This is a genomic window from Shewanella woodyi ATCC 51908 (genome assembly GCF_000019525.1).
Lineage (GTDB): Bacteria > Pseudomonadota > Gammaproteobacteria > Enterobacterales > Shewanellaceae > Shewanella > Shewanella woodyi.
In genome coordinates this window covers 1,712,658-1,732,002 of the sequence record NC_010506.1, presented here as the reverse complement: position 1 = coordinate 1,732,002, position 19,345 = coordinate 1,712,658, and the positions used below count along the sequence as shown (strand labels likewise).

The following is a 19,345-nucleotide window of genomic DNA, read 5'->3' as shown; positions in this document are numbered from 1 at the left end:
CCAAAGATGCACGAGATTGGTACGCAGAAGCATACCGACTAAGGAATCAAGGTAAGAACAATACTTAGATTGCTAAGCCTGTCGGTAAATCACACCAAACAATATAACGGTTATTCAATCGATAAGGAGTCACTATGACTATAATTGAAGAATGCCTCCTAACCTTAAAAATAGGCTCACGTAAATGATAATGAAGTTTCTAGACGGGTTCTCAAAAACACCACATCAAGAACCAATTGAACCTGAAGTATGGCTGGATGAATCAACTAATTTAACGTGGGAGTTGAAGACTAAAGAAAACTGGGAGTTGATGTACTACCGCAATGATAGTGCCAAGCAGCAACCTGCAGAACACTTAGTTCAAAATCAAATTAAGATCGATGAAGATTGTTTAACTGCAGATGATTATGCCAATCATTTAAACGAGATTAAACACGGAGGCTATAGTGATTGGCGTTTACCTACGGTCAATGAGCTTCGTTCCTTATACGATAAGTTAACAGAGTCAATGAATCCCGGCGTTTCAGATGTGTCCCGTATAGCATACATGTCGGCGGATCACGATGAAACCAATACTTTGATTTTTGACTACAAGACTGGGAGTGTTGGCAAATATGATATTAACAATTTTCTTTGGATTCGCTGTGTCCGTGGTGAAACTCCTCCCTTCCTTGAACATCACCATGTGGTTGAGAGCTTTACTATGTTTTATGGCGTAGTAAAAGGGTTGAACGAGATTCTGAAAACAAAAGAGAACGCATTACAGTATGCTTACACAAGCGAATACCTCAACAAGTATTACCCTGAACTACCACCCGTTGACGAAGAAATACAGCTACAAGCACGACGTTGGTTTAATGATACCGCTTTCGCTTTTAACTGCTTTCCAGGTACTGCAATGCACAGTCGCTTTGAGAAGAATACCCAACTAGAGCTTATCCAACAATGGGGACTGTGGCGCTCTACCAAGTAGGGTTAACTTTCTTTACTGGCGGTATGCGCACTATCAATAGATCTGATGCGCCAGATTACACTGTCGAACACCTTATCTGTATTAGCCGATTAAAATCTAGCTCAAATTTAAACTGACAGACACCATTCAAAAGTGGAGAACTGTCAGATCAGGTCTGAGCTAGTACATGTACTGTTAATCTAACGGGTCAGGTCAGAGTATCTCACACTCCTGACATTCATTGTAGTAACCAGTTAACCAGTCCAGTCGTGCTTTACCTTTTCCACATATAGGACAAGTTTCAAAGATTCCTAATCGACCACAGATTGTCATGACAGGACTCAAATCTATTACTTCTGTTTTCTTGATTACAGGTGCATCAGGAATCAATCTATAAGATGGTGTTGGTAATCCAACATGCTTAACCAGAATCAGTGTTACGGCTACGGTCAATTGGGTTTTACCCAGATGCTTAAAAACCACATCGCAGAACTGTTTCACCTGTTCGGTCGTTGGCTCTGTCTTTAGCCGACAATTAACAGTTGGTGTGGTTGGTTCAATCATAAGTCTGAACAGGTCATCCAAGGTTTCACCATCTTCACTTGAACAACCTTTCAGTAGGTGAGAGTTACGTAAATGTCTCACCATTGGAATCAGTAACTCATCAATAGGGCAGTAAATTCTGCCCTGTTTAAATGACCATTCAGCGAACCAATCTTCTAACTGGTCTACTGTGTAAATCTCTCTCATCGTGTCTATCTCTTAACTGTTACACAATTGCTCAACATGAACAGTACCACATATTTGGGACACCAGTTAAACGAACCTAACTCGCTTTTGTCCCAAAGCGACTTCCCCAATCGAGATTTGAATACACTTTTACTGTATAAATATCACCGTTCTCACATTAGCTGTATTTGGGCAAATTACGAATGATTGGATACGCTAATTTGTTCGGCGAAGCTAATAATGGGGCAAAAATAAGTTACGAAACCCAACCAAGTAAAGCTAAATCGAAGAGACAAATGAACAGGTGTAGATGCGGCTGCGAGCTTCGGCTTCAGGGATGAAGTCGTAGAGCGTATAGGGATATATTCACAGCGTCTCGCAGAAGTAACTACACATTCCCCCCGCTGGAGGCGATAGATAACAATGAAGGTACAACCTTCAAACACAACACCAAATATCAAACCAGCCAGAATCTAAATAAAAATGTAATCAGCCTTCATTCGAAGGCAAGAAAACTTGACCTTTAAACACTCAACTAATGTGCAATAAAGCCTGCTTTTATGCCTGTTTTTAAAGTGAACTGATCACCAATAGAGCCGACAACCATGTGCTTTCTGTCCGAAGCCAAATGGCCGCGTAGTGTATAGAGGGCATCGATACCGGTGCAGTGTGCGCCAATCATCTGATCGACACCAAAATCTTGTAGTTTCTTGGCCGTCCAAGCTAAGTGTTCATCTGTTGCGGACACTAAATGGAATCCGCCTATGGCTGCTGCGATTTTACTTGGGTGAATGTTAGCGGTAATGTGCTCCATGGTATTAATAATCCCCGCATGGCCGCAGCCAGAGATAAGTACAAAACCTTGATTGGTGTCGATAACCAAGGAGAGATCTTCTGGGATATTATCTTCGACTAAACCTGCTTGTGTGACGATCTGTCCCTTTCCACTCCAGTTTTTCTCAGGATGAACCCGCGGTACTTGGCCTGTAAGCCAAACCCCAGGGAATATTTCAGTGGGCTTCTCATAAACAATAAACTCGCTTCCCAGCTTAATCAGTTGGTCTCGCATCGTTAATATTGAATTTCGGCTATTGGCTCGCTCTGCAAATATCCCCTTGCCCACATGAATACGACTCAGGGCCTTGGGGTTTTGTACACGCAGTGTTTTTCTGAGGGTGAGCAGACCACCTGTGTGGTCGCCATGATTATGGCTTAATATCACATCTTCAACATCAGACAGATCGATACCTAAAGTTTGAGCATTTTGCAGCACTGTCTCAGGACGATTGCCGGTATCAAACAAAATTTTCTTGCCATCAACTTCTATCAGGGCGGAATAACCCCACTCCCCTATTCCACGACTGGCAAGCATGGTCGAAAGCGTAGTCACTTTAAGCGTGCTAGCCTGTGTAAACTCCTTGGCATTGACTCCACTTATCGGGCTAACAATACTGACTAACATCAGCAGTAAATATAGAGATTTAGACATCTATCATCCTTAATCATTTAGTATTCTCTAGCCACTTTACGTTTATCATCAAAAATCAGTCAACCTCGTTTTTACATCGTTTCTATATCTATCCAGCTCTTTGCTCTGGCAGCCCTCTTGCCTGAAGTGCTAGTATTTCGCCGAGCATCAAGGATCACAATAAATAAGAGCCAACGCATTGAAAACGATATTAACATTAAGCGTATTGGGCTTACTTTTCGTAAGTCAGTCAGCATTAGCTTCCGAGCAAAACTCAGTCACTGCTAACAATGAGTCTGGGCAGCTCGATGGACGCTATTTCGATGGCCCCTATCTGTTCTATAAAAAGGGAAGCGAGCAAGAGACCAGAGATAAGCAGCACGCATCTTGGATCTGTGATAGCACTTTGCTGACCACTGAGATTAACGAGCAGCAACTTCATCGCCCCTCAAACTGCGGTGAGTTACCTGAGCCAGTACTGAATCATGACGCTAAGCTAGTTCATCCCGATATCTATACGGGCGTGAAAAAAATCGTCGCGTTAAGTGATGTCCACGGCCAGTATGACGTGCTTATTCATCTGTTAAAAAAGCAGAAGATCATCGACCAAAACAGTGATTGGGCGTTTGGTGATGGACATATGGTGATGACGGGAGATATGTTCGACCGCGGTCATCTGATTAATGAAGTGCTTTGGTTTATGTATAAGCTAGACAGACAAGCATCAAAAGCTGGCGGTAAACTTCACCTGTTAATGGGAAATCATGAACAGATGGTGATGCGTGGTGACCTACGTTATGTCAATGAGCGCTATCAGACTACAGAAAAACTGTTAAACCGCACCTATGATGAGCTGTATGACAACAGCAGTGAGATAGGCCAGTGGCTGCGCAGCAAGAACACACTAGTGAAAATTAATGACTCGCTGTTTCTCCATGGCGGAATTAGCAATGAATGGATAGAGCGTGGGCTCAATCTAAAAAAGGCCAACCGTTTATATCGCGCTAATGTCGACAAGTCAAAAGAGGAGATACGCCAAGACCCACTATTGAACTTCCTCTTTTTTGGCAATGGGCCAACTTGGTTTAGAGGTTATTTCAAACCAGACTTTGATGAGAATGAACTCGATAAGATATTAGCCTACTTTCAGGTCAAGCGAGTGGTAGTTGGGCACACCTCTCAAGAGCAGGTGTTAGGGCTGTTCGATAACAAGGTTTTAGCCATCGACTCCAGTATTAAAAATGGCAATTCAGGGGAGATCCTTCTGATGAAAGAGGGACATTTAATACGCGGTTTATACAATGGCGAACGTATTGGGCTCTAATAAATGGCCACACTTGGTTAAGCTACTGCCAACCTTGTCGCCATAATGAGACATCTTTAAGATCGCGCCAATCAATGGAGTACTCATTCAGGTTAATGACAGCCTGAATGAGGCACTCGATAACTCTATTATCCTCATCTCGTTCAACCTTAGTTATCACAAAATGCTTCTCCCTATTCTCCACATGCTTCTTGGTCCATTTACTATGAAGTAAAGCCTTTGGATTGACACTATTCATCTGTACCTGCACTAATTAAATTGTGATAGTTTTTTTTCAAATGCGGCCAATGACTCTGCCGATGGGCTATCTATGAGGTATTTGCCATGAAAGAGTAGCGTCAATGTGACCTCATTAAATGCCAAATAACAGGTATAACCATCAAAGTCATACCAAGCGCTCATGCCATTGAAAACGCTACGTCCATTGTTCCGCTCTCCATGACTGATGATTTGATTAAAGATCAACAAACTACGTTTTACATCTAGGTTATTTTTCAATTCAAGTACTCTTTATCACTTATCTAAAAATATATACGAGCCTGATAACCGAATCGATCACCGATACAGCGGCTATAAAGAAGTGATCCCTCATCACAGATGCAGCGTATCGTTATCAAAGAATTAAAACCTGTATACGATTTGGAAGTACCGATGAAGACTTGGAAAATACTGGGCTACATGGGGTTGATTCCATTTGTCGCTTGCCTGTATCTAAGTGAGCGTGAAATGGTTTGGGGTATAGCACTAAAGTCCGCTTTTATCGCTTATAGCGCCATTATATTAAGCTTTATTGCTGGCACTATTTGGCGAGTTGATAGGCAACTACAGCAAAGTCATCAACAGATTGTGAGTAATATTTTTAGCATCACAGCATTCGCTTGCTTATTGATACGTCACGATATCGCTTTAGGCATTTTAGCAACAAGCTACTTACTCCTCTTCCTGTATGAAATTAGGTTTGTTAAGCAAAGTAAACTCAAAATTGACTACATTATTATGCGCTTTCGACTAACGTTTGCTGTGATTTTACTGCACATAGTGGCGCTTATTTTATGGTCATAGCACAGTCTATTTCCGCTACAGACAAAATGACTATCACCGGGAGAGAGCATGATAACTCAACAAACTTTAATCATTGGGGCAAGTAGCGATATTGCAGTAGCCATAGCGATTCAGGTAGAGAAAATAGACAGTACAGGATTAGTGTTAGTCACCCGAGACTTTAGCGCTTATTCAGAAATAATTGACGATAATATCAACAAAATATTAATTGAAGATTATCAATCGGCATCGATTGAAGCCGTGATCCGTCAGCTAGCACAATTAGATCATGCTCCTATTACCCAAGTATTCATCTGTCACGGCGTACTGCATACTCAGCAGATTAAGCCTGAAAAACGATTAGAGGATCTAACAGCAGCATCATTTGAACAAGTCATGATGATAAATGCACTCACCCCCATACTGTGGCTGCAAAAATTAACACCACTGTTAACCAGTTCAATCCCCTGCAAGATCACTGTATTTAGTGCTCGAGTTGGCAGCATTAGTGATAATCGTCTAGGTGGGTGGTACAGCTATCGCGCCTCAAAAGCAGCCCTCAATATGATGCTTAAAACTGCCGCAATTGAGCTAGCTCGGCGGGCTAAAAACATCAAAATTATCGCCTTTCACCCAGGAACCACTGATACAGCTCTTTCAAAACCGTTTCAAAAAAATGTACCACCGGGGAAGCTTTTCTCTTGCGAGTTTGTAGCTAAGCAACTGCTAGAAATTGTTGAAAAGTCTGAACTCGATAGCACATTAAGTTATCTTGATTGGCAAGGAAAGGCGATCAGTTGGTGATAAGGCCAAGCCTCCAACCCCATAGAGAAAGTACTTGGAGTCGCAAGTTATAGATGAAGTAAAATCGATCTCTGATCTTTCTTCGTCATCTTGGCAACCACTAAGGAAAATGAGTTGTCTATCATACGTTCAATTTCACCTTGCGGAATTGAGCCGTCGAGAATAACGGTATTCCATAACGCCTTATTCATATGATAACCGGGGATCACAGCAGGAAATATATCCCTCAATATCGCGGCTTCATCAGGATCACATTTGAGGTTCATCCACCAATCTCGATGACCATCTTCATCACCTTTTCCCATCTTACCAATGGCCAAGGTCGCGAACATTTTTCCCTTCACTTTAAATACAGAAACCTCTTTACCGAAGGGAAAATCAAGTATCGTTTCCGGTTTAGATAATAGGTACTGTTTTGCCGTTTCAACGTCCATATTTTCCTACTAAAGCTAACAGCCCATATGATTTAACTTAAGGTTCTTTGTTCAACAGCTCGCGCTTGAGGCTTGTTGAATGATTGCGTCACATTAACACACTCAAGCATACTCTTTATATACAGGGGTTGTGACCCTTTATCACTTGTCATCCGCTTACCGACAAACCTCGCCATATAGAGCTTTGTTTTACTCGGATACCAAGAAAATCGCACCACCTTGTGTCCCTGATTAGTATCAACATAACATTTATAATCCGCCCTCTCCTCCGCAGTAGTGCTAAATGAGAGCCATAGACAGCATAAACTGATAACCCAAAGTAACTTTTTCATTTTATTTTCCTAAGGCTCAATAATCCATAAACTTAATCAGACGTATAGTAATAAATTCTATTAGTACTTAACCCGCCGCCCACACACTTTAAATCACTAGGGTCACACCCTTCAGGTGGGTTACCAGGCAGGGCTGCACCAATACCGATAAGGTACATATTCGGGGGGTTAGCTTCTTCGCCTTCATTAACCACACGTGGAGGAACGATGAGCTGAGGCGTATCAGGCACAAATTCACCCGTTCTTATGTAGGTATGTGTTCGCGTTCCCCGATGAAGATCGAAGTTATAGAGAAAGCCCGCTCCCGCACTAATACATTGATCACTGCTGGAGTTATCACCGGGCGGCACAAATGAGGTGAAGAATACTCGCCCATTAACTATGGTGGCTGGTGACAAATTCTTCTCGCCAGTACGGGAGAAACTGTAATACCAACCTCTTTTCTTACCAAAATTGATCTGCTCCTGCTCATCAGAATCTGAAGGGGGAGTTGAGGTAACATCATAGAGCTCTGATAGGGTCAACGTTGTTGGAATAACCACTCCACTCCCCCCACCTTTAAAGGAGCGACTCACCACATTTCTATCCTGCAGGGTAAAGAACATATCTGAGCGGCTCAAATCTGATGGCATTGCTCTGTGTCCGCTACCTACCACCACGGCATCATAGGGGATGTTAAGCTTGGTTTTTGTTTTGGTTGTTGTTCCACCGTTCTCGACAGTCACCTCGGCAATATTGGTGATGACGGTTTGTGCCACGGCGGGAGCTGAGTAGAAACGTCTGTCAGAAGATTGAACACCACCACCTAAACTGGCAAATTTAAACCCAGACCACTTATTTGTATCTGCAGATGGCATATCCATACGCCATACATTACCGCCTGTATCTGTCGCATAAATACGATCGGTTGCCCCATCAGCATTGGAGTCTAATACAGCAACTGAGCTTGGAATACTGTCTGAGATCCCTGGAAGTTGTGTTCCTCCTGTACTGGCAGAGCCAAACTGATGCACCAATGCACCGGTTTCAGCATCAAGAATAAAGACCCCGCGACCTTTAACATCATCGGCTCCAATACCCGCACCATCTTTACCCGACGGCGAGTAACCCGCACCAAAAATAAGCACGGGACTCTCACTGCTTCGACCTGGAATGGTTGTGACGACAGGAGTAGACCATGACTGACCCAATTCAGACATACCCGGCGAGCTGGCATCCACTTTCCACATAAAGCTTGGATTATCGGGATTACTGATATCAATAGCATAGTAACTACTGCCGCCTCGGCGCATGCCAAAGAAGAGCCATGCCTTCTCTATACCTGAGTCATTACTTTCGGTGTAGGCCACAGGAGAACCGTCAACGCCATAAACAGAGTGAACACCTGTGGGCACATTCGCCCTAAGAGTTTTTAGATTTGGTAGAAGTTCATAAGGAATAAAAGCCCAATTTTCAGTCACGCTGTTACTGCTACTATCATCTTTAAACATATGCAGAAAACCATGGTTAGTCCCCATCACAATACGCACATCAGGCGTCGACTTTGTACCAAAGTTAAGTGCTAGTGGTTTTGAATGAAGGGCATCCCCCATAATGTCATCGCGCCAATTAGTTGCTGGATTAGGAATGCTCTCCAGCCCTTTATTGTTATCGACATCTAAGCCCATTGCCCAACCAAAAAGAGAGGGGAACTGTTCTTCAGCAACGCCTAGGTAGTTAACTAAGTTTTCGGTTCCTCCCGCAGTACTAGTGACATTGTTAACGGTCAGCTCAGTTAATCCAGTGTTTAAATTACTATAGATGGTTCTAGAATCAGCCGCCTGCATCGCAGACAGGGCTCCGCCTTTCTCAACTTCATTACCATCACCACCAGCACTACATACAGCAGAAGGTGTCCAGAAAGAGCAAGCTGTGGACTTAATATTTCCATCAAGACCAATGGCAGGGTTTCCGGCTTTATCGACCACTTCCCCCTTTCCTGTCACTCTGTACTTCTTAAGGTTTCCAAGCCAAGTAGGCCCCTTATTGGGCAAGAATATGGAGTAGTAAGCATACTCAAATGATTGAGTTCGGTTGAAGTTATTACTCGCAACCGCCGGCGAAGTAAAACTAGAGTTAGTATCTAACGCTTCACTGACCACTTGCTGCAGTGAGCCCTGTAACAGGTTAGCATTGGTGGCATCAAAATAGCGTCCTCCGCCTACTTCAGCAGTTTTCTTCAAAAGTGCTGCCGCACTAGCAGCCCCTTTACTAAAACCTATCGTATGAGTGCTAACGGTTTGCTCGCCCGGTTCACTGGTATTAAGATCATACTTATTCATCCAGCTTGACATCGCGCTTAGATAGTTGAGATCTCCTGTCGCTGCACTGCCGTATTTATCAGCTCCTCCGGTTAATGTGTCAATGAAACCATTTGCAGCAGCATCTTTAGTCGGCACACCATCAGTAATAATCACCACGCTGGCGTTATTCTGACACTTTTTAAATGGCGATTCGTAAATGCCACTTTTAGCCACAGAAGCATCCATTTGAGGTTGCTGACTTACGTAATAACCCGCTCCTGGTAGGTCAGTATTTTTGTAGGCGAAGTCGACACTTAATCCAGAAAAATAGCGATAAGCTTCATACAGTGTTTCACAAAGAGGGGTATTCGTTTTACCTTGAATATCGCCAATAACTTCAATCAAGTCTGACTTTACCCCAGAGGTATTCTCCTTTAGACCAGAGATAATCCTCCCGCCATCACGCTCAAACTCATTCCACGCGTTAACATTAAACACCGCTAAGCCAAAATCGACACTCGGTGTGGTTAAAATGATACTTTTAACCGCATTCTTTGCGATCTCTAAACGGCTGATATTCGCCTTCTCTTTAGTACCATGTTGCCAAGTAAGGTAGTCTTGAGTATAGATAGTCAAAGGGCGACCTGTGCCAAATCCAGTCAGCTCAGCTCGTTCGCGCGCCCGCTGCTTAGTTGCTTCAGTAGAGCTCCCATTAGCGTAGGTATAAAATCTCGGTTGAGAGCTAGAGCCACGCCCATCGACAGGTAAACCACTTGTCACTCCCACTGCATTGGCCCATTTTTCATCCTGTATATCTTCAAAACAGTCGATACCAATCACCCCCTCAGTGCCGGTATCATCGAGCTCCTTCCAGGTTCCTTCAGAGCCTGTAAATGAGTAACCTCTGAAATAGCCAGTATAAAAACCATATTCATGCAGTGATTCCCAAGAGCTCTCACAACTATTGATCACTCCAGAAAAGTGACGTGTTTCTGATGTGTTGGAGGGGTTAGGTTGATCTTCTGCGGCCGTGGCCCCCCTGGTGAAGTAGAGCTTGTTTTGCTTGCCTAAGTTATCGCCGCTTATACCACCGGCATTTGATGAATAAGGTTTTTCAGCTCCAACAACCGTTGTATTCATACTGCCGGAGTTATCAAAGATTATCAGCATCTGCGGCCGAGCCCCACTACGTGCAGATGCTTCATGCACATAGAGTTCAGTATCATCGGCTAAGATAGAGTGCGGAAACAGAATATAAATAGCAGAAGAGCTGATCAAAAAAGATGAAAGTCTAAATCGACGATAGGAAAAAGTTGACCGACCAATAGCAGTTAAACGGCTACAAACCTGACCACAAATTGCAGTCAATTCAGGGGCAAAAATGCTCATAGGGATATTTTCTATTATTATATGCGCACGGTAATGATTCCCTTCAGATACAGATGCTTACAACTCCCCTGTCACATCTCTTATTTTTAAATGACATCTAATACAGTAAAAACTGCACTCAAGATTAAACACTAAACAAACCAAGAGAATAATAAGATTAAACCAACTAGACACACAATTACAACACTTTATACCATTTCAAAGTGTAAATAGCCGGCCACATTAAAATACTGATTAAACGAAAATTTCAGAATATAAGTTCGACAAATAAAGAAAAAACTAGTCATTACGCTTTTATTGGCGGACCTTAAAGTGGGGGCAAACAAAGAAGAAAACAGAGAACAACAAAACAGATAAACTAACAATACAAGAAAATAAAGTTGAACATGCTAAACAAGAAGGTGTGGGGACTTAGCGATATTTCAGATTTGTAGCTGTAAAAAAGGGTAAACAGCTCTGTTTACCCTTTATAAATAATTCCTCTCGGTTATAGCTTAATGAATAGAATCACTTTTGTTCAGCAAGCTGTTGAGCTGATATCGCCCTATTAAGCTTAGCTTCCACAAACCCCGGTGAATGAGTTGCCCCCGAAATGAGTCGATACATGGCGGGGATAACAAGTAGAGTCACAAAGGTCGCAAATGCCATACCGAAGAAAACAACAGTTCCCACTGCAATACGACTCTCAGAGCCTGCTCCCGTGGATAAAATAAGTGGAACAGCGCCCACTAAGGTAGTAAATGCCGTCATCAGAATAGGTCGCAGGCGACGAGCCGACGCATCGATAATTGCCTGCTCTAGCTCCAAGCCCCTGTCTCTTAACTGGTTAGCGAACTCGACAATTAAGATGCCGTTCTTAGTCACCATACCGATCAACATTATCATGCCTATCTGACTATAGATATTCAGCCCTTGCCCCGTTAGATAAAGTCCTAAGAATCCGCCAAATACCCCCATAGGTACAGTAAACATCACCACCATAGGGTTAATAAAACTTTCAAACTGGGCTGCCAGCACTAGATAAGCCACTAAAAGTGCTAAACCAAATACGACCAAGACACTGCTTTGGTTCTCTTTAAAATCTTTGGACTCCCCCGTATAGCTCACCGAAATATCACTGGGTAAGATCTCTATCGCCTTTGCATCTAAGAAATCAAGTGCTTCGCCTAAGGTATAACCTTCACCTAAGTTAGCTTTTAAGGTGATCGACTTCTGCTTATTGGTATGACTGAGCTTATTTGCCGACGCCACCTCCTCAATATGGGTAATGGAGTCCAGCGAGACCAGTTCACCTCTAGCAGAACGCATATAGATCTGGCTTAAGTCCGACATACTGTTAAAGCTATTTTCATCACCCCTTAGATAAACATCATACTCCTCACCGCGATCGACAAAGGTGGTTTCACTGCGCCCTCCAAGCATCACCTCTAAAGTCTCTGATACCTCGGCAACACTGATCCCAAGCTCTGCAGCCCGCTCTCTATCGACACTCACCACCAATTCAGGTGTCGTTTCGGCATAGTCGAGATCGGCGCCTTCCAGCATAGGACTATGAATAGCCTCCTCTTGCAGCACCTGCGCCCACTTAAACAGTTCATCATAATCTGAACCACCAATCACAAACTGCACAGGCTCACTCGACTGTCCTCTAAATCCAGGCAGCATAGGACGTACCATCACATCTGGAATACCTTTTAAAGCTTTAGCCACAATACCTAGAGCTTGTTGAGCATTTATGCTTCTATCTTCCCAACTTTCCAGCTGCATAATCACAAAGCCAGTCTGATCGCCTGCGCGGCCGCCGAAAGCGGGGGCTTGCACGCTAAAAGATTTGATCACCCCTTGCCCAAGCAAGGGCATCAACCTCTGCTCAACAATATCCATATTGGCAGTCATCCGGTTATAGCTGGTTCCCTCCGCCCCTTTAACAAAAGCAAATATGACGCCACGATCTTCCTGGGGCGCCAACTGCGAGGGCACGCTTTTCATCAAAAGAGCACTACCAGCGATGCATAAGATGATCACTAAAGGGGCTGCAAAGCGAAAACGAACAGCTTGAGCTACCGTTTTGCGATAACCAAACTCTAATTTATTGAATAACTTGTCTACCCATAGGTTAAATCGATTAGGTTTCACATTGGCTTTTAGCATCTTACTGCCAAGCACTGGCGTTAAGGTCAGCGCCACAATTGAGGAGAAGATAACCGACATAGCAAGCATCACTGAAAACTCAGTAAATAAGCGACCAACCATCCCCTCCATAAAAGATATTGGCAGAAACACCATCACTAAAACGGCCGTTGTCGCCACCACGGCAAAGCCAACTTCACGCGTGCCCTTATAGGCGGCAAGTAGCGGCTCCTCACCCTTTTCAAGGTGATGGAATATATTCTCCACCACCACAATGGCATCATCCACGACTAAACCTATCGAGAGAATAAGCGCCATTAAGGTCAATAAATTGATCGAAAAACCAAAGAAATTTGCCGCAATAAATGCAGAGATCAAAGAGACGGGCACTGTTACAGCGGGAATGAGTGTTGCCCGCACCTGACCAATAAAGATATAGAGCACCAAAACCACCAGTCCCCCAGTGATGAAAAGCGTGTTGTATACCTCTGTAATAGAACGGTCGATAAATACGGTTGAGTCATAGTCGACCACAAGCTCAGTACCCGCAGGCAGGAACTGTTGAATACGCTCCACCTCTTTGTGCGCCGCCTTGGCAACCAGAAGTGGGTTCGCATCTGACTGGGCTATGATGCCTAAACTTAAATTAGGTACACCATCACTTTTAAAGGTAGAGTTTTCATTCTCAGCCCCAATAAACACCGAAGCCACATCTTTCAAATAAACAGGGCTACCATCACTAGCCGTACGCACAACAAGATAATCAAAGTCTTCTGCATGATTATAAAGACGTGCGGTGCGAACAGTCATCACAGTTGTGTCATTACGCACCTCACCACCGGGAGTCTCCACATTCTCCCTTTTCAGGCTAGCAATAATATCAGCGGTAGTGACGTTACGACCCGCCATCAGCTCAGGCTTTAACTGCACGTACATCACCTTGTACAAGCCACCGGAAATACTCACCGAACTCACACCAGTTATCAGACTAAACCTGTCTTCAAGCACACGCTGGGCATAATCGGTAAGCTGAGTTCTGTCCATCACAGATGAGCTTAGATTGATGTAGATAGAGGGCTCACCTGAGCCATTATCTTTAGATACAATTGGATCATTGGCCTCATCGGGTAGACGGCGCTGAGCACGGGCTACGGCATCACGAACATCACTAACCCCTTCGGTCAGATCCCAGTCGAGATCGAAAGTAATCGTGATACGGGACATCCCATTTCGAGTCACTGAGGTTATCTCATCGATACCGCTGATCCCCGTGAGTTCATCCTCCAGAGCCGTGGTGATCTGGCTCTCCATGATGGTTGCCGACGCACCTTCGTAGGTGGTCATTACAGTGACCACTGGACTTTCAACGTCGGGCATTTCACGAATAGCAAGTTTTGAGAAAGAAACCGCTCCAAAAACACACAGTAGCAAGCTTAAAACGATAGCAACAACCGGACGTTTAACTGAGATATCAGAAATTAACATTAACTTCTGTCTCCGCTACTATTCCCACCTTGATCTGCATCGGCAGTCATATGGCTTTTCGGCGCTAACAGCTCATCGACTCTGAGACCATCACGCATATTCACTAAACCCTGAACCACTATTTTCTCGCCAATATCGACGCCTTGAGTGATCACCACTTCATCTTTAATTCGCGCGCCTAATGTCACTTGAGTGCGCTTAGCTAACTTATCTTCACCTACCACATACACGAAACGTTTCGTGCCAGAATACTCAATAGCTTGAACTGGGATAACGGGTTCAGATACCGCAGGAAGGCCTAGATTGGCCGACATTAACATGCCGGGTTTAAGCTTATGACTGGCATTATCGAAACTAACCCTGACCTTTAGACTCAATGTTTCGTGATTAACTCTAGGATCGATAGCCACAACCTGACCACTAAACATCTCTGCTGGCCATGCACGATTAGTCGCATTCACCTTCATGCCAACGCTGAGTAATGAGAGATAGTTTTCTGGCACCTGCAGATCTAACCTCATTAAAGAGAGATCATCGAGGGAGAGCAGCTCACTGCCCGCAGTCACCATCTTACCTAGACTGAAATCGAGCAAACCAGCCGTGCCCGAAAACGGAGCTTTTATGTAGTGAAAATCAAGCTCTGCAAGTGCCGCAGCCAATCGCGCAGCTGCGATATCAACACTGGCTTTCTGAGCATCAATCTCTGTTTGTGTGATGGCGCTTTTCGCGATCAACTTTTGAAACTCTTTAAGCTTACGTTTTTCATCATTAAGGTAAGCATTCGCTTCGGCAACACTCGCCTGAACCCGAGCATCCTCAAGCTGAATTAACACCTGACCCGCTTGGATATCTTGATTAGCAACAACGTTAATCTGCTTAATTTTCCCCGCCACTTCAGGCGCGATAAATACAGATCTATCCGCCTCTAGCTTACCAATTAAAGAGAGTGATTGAGAGAGCATGTGTTGCTCCACACTTCCAGTCACAACAGGAACAACCCTAGGTGCTCGGGCAGTTTTATCTGCTGATTTTTTGGCTTCAGAGAAACCACTGAATGAGGCTATCGCAGTAATCAATAAAACAATGGGGATAATAATCAGGCTTTTTTTCATTTATGAATTTCTTTATCAATTCAAAACATCAGGGGTGAAGCTATTTTAAATAAAATTCAGCCTTTGTAGGGTAAAGCAGTGTAAAGCTAAGCAATTAACCTGCTCTTTTTAATCCAAAACTTGTAACAAACCATGACCTGAAACCTGAGGGAAACCTTAAAGCAACAAGGATTAAACTAAGCAGGTACTTTAGCAACAATCGATACAGGAAAGAGTATAAATAATGCCCATGCTAGCTGGGTATAATTTTGATAAAATCCCTCCATCAACAAATTAACGAGAAACACTTTGCACCTTCACTGGCTCTCCCTTAATAATCGTGCCCAAGTTTATCCATTTTATAAACAGTTTATGCCCTATGCGCGACTCACTAAAAAAGAGCGAATAGCCGTTCTCCTCGAAGAGAAGGGTACCGCTGAAGTGGCAGTAGAGAGTGAAGTTATTGCCGCTGTCAGACTAAGGCCTATTGGTCTCTATACCTTAGTAACAGGCATGCTGATCCATCCACAGCATCGTGGTAAAGGTTTAGGTCATACTTTGATGCGTGGAATAAATAATGAGATGACAGATGAGTATACATTTATCTTTTCACTTCCCCATCTAGTCAGCTTCTATCAACAACATGGATTCGAAAAGTGTCAAACACCACCCAATGATATTGGCCAGCTATTTAACAGATATCACAGTGAAGATAAGCCATTATCTTTATTGGCTTTCAAGCGTAAAACGGTGGAATAAAGGTAAGACTAACCCTTGTGCTAGGGCTGAATGACTGAGCTTAATGACAGGGATTACTAACAAGGGTTAGTGACAAAAATTAGAGCTAAGGTTTGGTAACAGCTCAATGGCTCAAAAAGAGATAGATTAAAGTCAGACTACGTACAAAAAACTCCTCTATGGGCTCAAATGCCACAACTAACAGAGCCGATACACTGACCATAACAGTATGCACAGTCGTTGAAGCGCTTGCCACAGAACGCTTTACTGCGGTTATCAGTGATGATATCGAAGACATTCTATTTACCTTTAGTATGTTACTTTTTATTATTCTCAGAGTTAACCTAGATAATGGGTAATAAACTAACCAGATACCAGACAGCATACCGAATTGGTGAAGCATGAACAATGCACAAGGCTTAATTTACTAATACCAATCAGTATAAAGATTTGATCGCTCAGCGAGAGTTTAGCGGTCCTGAGGCAAGGCAACGAGTGAAGAGCATAGTTATTCTACGGTTTAGCTCGTTAACGCAGTATCAGAACCGCTAAAACTCGCCTGTAAGGAGTGTTTTTGGCTGCCTACTTCTGCGTTGAATGGACTCACAAGGGAACAACCATTCTATCATTCATTCGCCTTGAATTAGTTTGCCAAAAGACACTCTGAGTAGATCAACTTCTTATACTGATTGGTATAACAGGTTTGCATGCTTCACTACTGTCACTTGCTGCTGTATGGTTTGGTGATGTAAATAATCTAGGATTGTGACTTGAAAAAAATTGCCCTTTTTGTCGACGTTCAAAACATCTACTACACCTGCCGTCAAGCCCACGGACGTCAGTTTAACTATCGTAAACTATGGCAACATATCAGCCATGAAGGTGAAATAGTGTCAGCAACCGCTTACGCCATTCATAAGGGCGATGATGGCCAACTCAAATTTCAAGATGCACTCAAACATATAGGGTTTGATGTCAAACTTAAGCCCTTTATTCAGCGAGCAGATGGCAGTGCTAAAGGGGATTGGGATGTAGGGATCACTATCGATATCATGGAAGCGGCCAGCGAAGTCGATAGCATTATCTTACTTTCCGGCGATGGCGACTTTGATCTATTAATGCTCAAAATTTACCAAAAGTATGGAATTGAAACCCAAGTTTATGGTGTGCCAGGCCTTACTGCAAAGTCTCTGATAGATTCAGCAGCTAAGTATCATGAAATAGATGATGCACTACTACTTTGATTCTTATACCTAAGCAGGGAAATAAGCTAGTTTCAAAGAGAAATTTAGTCAAAACGACTATAATTGGTAGGTCATACTGTCTTTATGAGGTTAAATCATGACTATCTCTGTTCGTTTAAATGAGTACTTAAATCAAAATGAGGTGAGCTACGATCTCATCTCCCATCCCCACAGCTCTAGCTCAATTAGCTCAGCAGTTGCCGCCAATATCCCGCCAGCACAAATAGCCAAAGCCGTGATCTTAGAAGATCATGAAGGCCGAAAGATGATGGCAGTGCTATTAGCAGATCATAAGATAAGCTTAGGCTCACTAGGAGAGAAACTAAATCGAGACCTACACCTTATCGATGAAAAATCTGTCTATAAGATGTTTGAAGATTGCGAGAAAGGAGCCATTCCCCCCTTCGGAAATGCCTATAATATGGAAGCGGTTTATGATGACCTCTTGGTCCAATCTAAAGAGCTCTATCTGGAAGCGGGCGATCATAATAGTTTACTTCGTGTCAGCAGAGAGGACTTTGTCCGCCTGATTAAAGACTCTAAGCATATGAGATTCAGCCATCAAACAATCCACTAATCTGCGTTATATACGTCTAGTCAAACATGGAGTTATGACTAGACATTCCGGCATTATGCAGCTGTTTTAACAAGAGTAATTTAAGTTAAAAACGCCAATCTTTAGCAAAATCATATCTAAAGCCAACAGTCCAAGAATCAAAATCATTTAAGTAATCATAATCTTTGGTCAGGTACTCTAGATGAAACCTTAAGTTGTCGTCGGGAAGCCACTCTAAGGTTGTGTTAAAACCATGATATCTTTGGCTCAAAAACGTCTCCCTACCATCATCAAAATCAAAATAACCTAACTTGACTCTAAACTGCTGGCTGATCCGATAAGCAGAAGCGATATCTAAGGTGTGGCCATTTCTATCCTGAGAAATCCCATCTCGTTGATAGTTTTTATCTTGATAAGCTCCCGCTAAGTAGAAGCCATTACCGAACTCTTTAGCTAAAGATACAGCCCAAACTTCATCTTCACCTGTTGTTAAATTCCCATCGATACTGCTCTGCTCTAGATAAGTGACTGCGCCATGAAAACCGTCATTATCGTAACTCAACCCAAGATTAACCAGATCGGCACTATTACTGCCACTGCCACCATCAAATTGCGCTGCGGCTAACCAGCTAAAATTCTCAACACTCAGCCGATAAGTCAGCATATTATTAACGAAAAAAACACTCTCAGGATCATAGGCGAAGGGACTGTTTGCATGATTAAAGATATCAACATATTCAGCAATCAGTAGATATTGTGGTGGCCTTTGCTTACCGATACCGATACGGCCATAGGGACCACCTAAGGCGACATAGGCACGTCTAGCTTTACCAAAATCACCATTATTGGAGAGATCAACGCCCCACTCACCATGAAGCTCAGCTCTCCAACCAGGCATAAATTCATTAGTCGCCTTAAGGCCAATATGAGATAACGCATCTCTCACATCATAGAAAGTTTCACCGCCCTCATCGAAGTAGCCGTATGTGGGTCTCATCGTGGCATAGACCTTAAGGGTGTTATTACCGGTTTCAGACTTAGGCTGGACTTGTTCGGGGGGCTTATCTGCTTGAGAGATCGCTTTCTCTCGTTTTTGTGCCTCTTGCTTCTGAGCCTGCTCCAGCAGCATAACCTGCTTTTGTAGCGCCTCTATTTGTAACTTTAATGACGCCAATGTCACTTTTTGCTCTGCAGCAAGATCGAAGCTGGTAGCCAATAATGTCAAGGTAATAAACTGAGCTATGGGAGAAATTTGCATTCTATCTTATCCAGAAGGCTGGTAAGAAAAAGTATAGACCAAAGTTTCTGTCGCAAAAGGAAAGAACATCTACTCAAGGCCTTCCAGA

The 19,345-nt window shown here is 43.3% G+C and carries 18 protein-coding genes; 7 read left to right on the top strand and 11 right to left on the bottom strand.

Going from position 1 to position 19,345, the window contains the following annotated elements; genetic code table 11:
* Positions 1-190: 190 nt before the first annotated feature.
* Positions 191-973, top strand: coding sequence for an Lcl C-terminal domain-containing protein (locus SWOO_RS07020; protein ID WP_195742865.1), 783 nt, complete (start codon positions 191-193; stop codon positions 971-973).
* 192 nt (positions 974-1,165) lie between these two features.
* On the opposite strand, the gene SWOO_RS07015 is transcribed toward SWOO_RS07020, so the two are convergent.
* Both SWOO_RS07015 and SWOO_RS07010 read right to left on the bottom strand, forming a co-directional pair.
* Entirely contained in the window at positions 1,166-1,702 is a 537-nt protein-coding gene (locus tag SWOO_RS07015) for a hypothetical protein (RefSeq protein WP_012324014.1), read from the bottom strand.
* Positions 1,703-2,216: 514 nt separating this feature from the next.
* The gene (locus tag SWOO_RS07010) at positions 2,217-3,170 is read right to left on the bottom strand and encodes an MBL fold metallo-hydrolase (RefSeq protein ID WP_012324013.1); all 954 of its coding nucleotides are present in this window, start codon (positions 3,168-3,170) and stop codon (positions 2,217-2,219) included.
* Between the two features lie 178 nt (positions 3,171-3,348).
* Between SWOO_RS07010 and SWOO_RS07005 the strand changes: the two genes are divergently transcribed.
* Positions 3,349-4,473 carry a metallophosphoesterase gene (locus SWOO_RS07005; protein ID WP_012324012.1) on the top strand — a complete coding sequence of 375 codons (1,125 nt, stop codon included), beginning with the start codon at positions 3,349-3,351 and terminating at the stop codon, positions 4,471-4,473.
* 22 nt (positions 4,474-4,495) lie between these two features.
* On the opposite strand, the gene SWOO_RS07000 is transcribed toward SWOO_RS07005, so the two are convergent.
* Positions 4,496-4,711: a TIGR02450 family Trp-rich protein gene (locus tag SWOO_RS07000; protein ID WP_012324011.1), complete on the bottom strand. Its 216-nt coding sequence runs from the start codon at positions 4,709-4,711 to the stop codon at positions 4,496-4,498.
* 11 nt (positions 4,712-4,722) lie between these two features.
* Positions 4,723-4,971, bottom strand: a complete 249-nt coding sequence (locus SWOO_RS06995; RefSeq protein ID WP_012324010.1) for a DUF3081 family protein — start codon at positions 4,969-4,971, stop codon at positions 4,723-4,725.
* 153 nt (positions 4,972-5,124) lie between these two features.
* On the opposite strand from SWOO_RS06995, the gene SWOO_RS06990 reads away from it, so the two are divergent.
* Together SWOO_RS06990 and SWOO_RS06985 are read left to right on the top strand one after the other, a co-directional pair.
* Positions 5,125-5,535, top strand: a complete 411-nt coding sequence (locus tag SWOO_RS06990; RefSeq protein ID WP_012324009.1) for a DUF3429 domain-containing protein — start codon at positions 5,125-5,127, stop codon at positions 5,533-5,535.
* Between the two features lie 48 nt (positions 5,536-5,583).
* Positions 5,584-6,318 (top strand): SDR family NAD(P)-dependent oxidoreductase, encoded by a 735-nt coding sequence (locus SWOO_RS06985; RefSeq protein WP_012324008.1) that lies wholly within the window; start codon positions 5,584-5,586, stop codon positions 6,316-6,318.
* Between the two features lie 47 nt (positions 6,319-6,365).
* Here the strand turns inward: SWOO_RS06985 and SWOO_RS06980 are convergent, their stop codons facing one another.
* The 5 genes from SWOO_RS06980 to SWOO_RS06960 form a co-directional block, all read right to left on the bottom strand.
* Positions 6,366-6,752: an MmcQ/YjbR family DNA-binding protein gene (locus tag SWOO_RS06980; protein WP_012324007.1), complete on the bottom strand. Its 387-nt coding sequence runs from the start codon at positions 6,750-6,752 to the stop codon at positions 6,366-6,368.
* A 32-nt stretch (positions 6,753-6,784) separates the two neighbouring features.
* Complete coding sequence (locus SWOO_RS06975) at positions 6,785-7,084, bottom strand: TapY2 family type IVa secretion system protein (protein ID WP_012324006.1); 300 nt, start codon at positions 7,082-7,084, stop codon at positions 6,785-6,787.
* 32 nt (positions 7,085-7,116) lie between these two features.
* Positions 7,117-10,755: a pilus assembly protein gene (locus SWOO_RS06970; protein WP_012324005.1), complete on the bottom strand. Its 3,639-nt coding sequence runs from the start codon at positions 10,753-10,755 to the stop codon at positions 7,117-7,119.
* Positions 10,756-11,262: 507 nt separating this feature from the next.
* Complete coding sequence (locus SWOO_RS06965; RefSeq protein WP_012324004.1) at positions 11,263-14,370, bottom strand: multidrug efflux RND transporter permease subunit; 3,108 nt, start codon at positions 14,368-14,370, stop codon at positions 11,263-11,265.
* Positions 14,370-15,482 (bottom strand): efflux RND transporter periplasmic adaptor subunit, encoded by a 1,113-nt coding sequence (locus SWOO_RS06960; protein ID WP_012324003.1) that lies wholly within the window; start codon positions 15,480-15,482, stop codon positions 14,370-14,372. Before SWOO_RS06960 ends, SWOO_RS06965 begins: the two co-directional genes overlap by 1 nt.
* A 288-nt stretch (positions 15,483-15,770) precedes the next feature.
* On the opposite strand from SWOO_RS06960, the gene SWOO_RS06955 reads away from it, so the two are divergent.
* The gene (locus SWOO_RS06955; protein ID WP_041417525.1) at positions 15,771-16,220 is read left to right on the top strand and encodes a GNAT family N-acetyltransferase; all 450 of its coding nucleotides are present in this window, start codon (positions 15,771-15,773) and stop codon (positions 16,218-16,220) included.
* Between the two features lie 103 nt (positions 16,221-16,323).
* Here the strand turns inward: SWOO_RS06955 and SWOO_RS25835 are convergent, their stop codons facing one another.
* A complete protein-coding gene (locus SWOO_RS25835; protein ID WP_195742864.1) occupies positions 16,324-16,497 on the bottom strand; it encodes a hypothetical protein in 174 nt (57 codons plus the stop codon).
* A 472-nt stretch (positions 16,498-16,969) separates the two neighbouring features.
* Here SWOO_RS25835 and SWOO_RS06945 point away from each other — a divergent pair, with 472 nt between their 5' ends.
* Together SWOO_RS06945 and SWOO_RS06940 are read left to right on the top strand one after the other, a co-directional pair.
* A complete protein-coding gene (locus tag SWOO_RS06945) occupies positions 16,970-17,443 on the top strand; it encodes a LabA-like NYN domain-containing protein (protein ID WP_012324000.1) in 474 nt (157 codons plus the stop codon).
* A 97-nt stretch (positions 17,444-17,540) separates the two neighbouring features.
* On the top strand, positions 17,541-18,020 hold the full coding sequence (locus SWOO_RS06940) for a YbaK/EbsC family protein (RefSeq protein ID WP_012323999.1): 480 nt from the start codon (positions 17,541-17,543) through the stop codon (positions 18,018-18,020).
* 85 nt (positions 18,021-18,105) lie between these two features.
* Here SWOO_RS06940 and SWOO_RS06935 read toward each other — a convergent pair whose 3' ends face one another.
* Positions 18,106-19,257 carry a porin gene (locus tag SWOO_RS06935; RefSeq protein WP_012323998.1) on the bottom strand — a complete coding sequence of 384 codons (1,152 nt, stop codon included), beginning with the start codon at positions 19,255-19,257 and terminating at the stop codon, positions 18,106-18,108.
* Positions 19,258-19,345 lie beyond the last annotated feature (88 nt).

Excerpts from the sequence above, each read along its gene's own strand:
- SWOO_RS07020 (WP_195742865.1), top strand. The coding sequence starts at position 191 with ATGAAGTTTCTAGACGGGTTCTCAAAAACACCACATCAAGAACCAATT.
- SWOO_RS07015 (WP_012324014.1), bottom strand. The coding sequence starts at position 1,702 with ATGAGAGAGATTTACACAGTAGACCAGTTAGAAGATTGGTTCGCTGAA.
- SWOO_RS07010 (WP_012324013.1), bottom strand. The coding sequence starts at position 3,170 with ATGTCTAAATCTCTATATTTACTGCTGATGTTAGTCAGTATTGTTAGC.
- SWOO_RS07000 (WP_012324011.1), bottom strand. The coding sequence starts at position 4,711 with ATGAATAGTGTCAATCCAAAGGCTTTACTTCATAGTAAATGGACCAAG.
- SWOO_RS06990 (WP_012324009.1), top strand. The coding sequence starts at position 5,125 with ATGAAGACTTGGAAAATACTGGGCTACATGGGGTTGATTCCATTTGTC.
- SWOO_RS06985 (WP_012324008.1), top strand. The coding sequence starts at position 5,584 with ATGATAACTCAACAAACTTTAATCATTGGGGCAAGTAGCGATATTGCA.
- SWOO_RS06980 (WP_012324007.1), bottom strand. The coding sequence starts at position 6,752 with ATGGACGTTGAAACGGCAAAACAGTACCTATTATCTAAACCGGAAACG.
- SWOO_RS06975 (WP_012324006.1), bottom strand. The coding sequence starts at position 7,084 with ATGAAAAAGTTACTTTGGGTTATCAGTTTATGCTGTCTATGGCTCTCA.
- SWOO_RS06970 (WP_012324005.1), bottom strand. The coding sequence starts at position 10,755 with ATGAGCATTTTTGCCCCTGAATTGACTGCAATTTGTGGTCAGGTTTGT.
- SWOO_RS06965 (WP_012324004.1), bottom strand. The coding sequence starts at position 14,370 with ATGTTAATTTCTGATATCTCAGTTAAACGTCCGGTTGTTGCTATCGTT.
- SWOO_RS06960 (WP_012324003.1), bottom strand. The coding sequence starts at position 15,482 with ATGAAAAAAAGCCTGATTATTATCCCCATTGTTTTATTGATTACTGCG.
- SWOO_RS25835 (WP_195742864.1), bottom strand. The coding sequence starts at position 16,497 with ATGTCTTCGATATCATCACTGATAACCGCAGTAAAGCGTTCTGTGGCA.
- SWOO_RS06940 (WP_012323999.1), top strand. The coding sequence starts at position 17,541 with ATGACTATCTCTGTTCGTTTAAATGAGTACTTAAATCAAAATGAGGTG.
- SWOO_RS06935 (WP_012323998.1), bottom strand. The coding sequence starts at position 19,257 with ATGCAAATTTCTCCCATAGCTCAGTTTATTACCTTGACATTATTGGCT.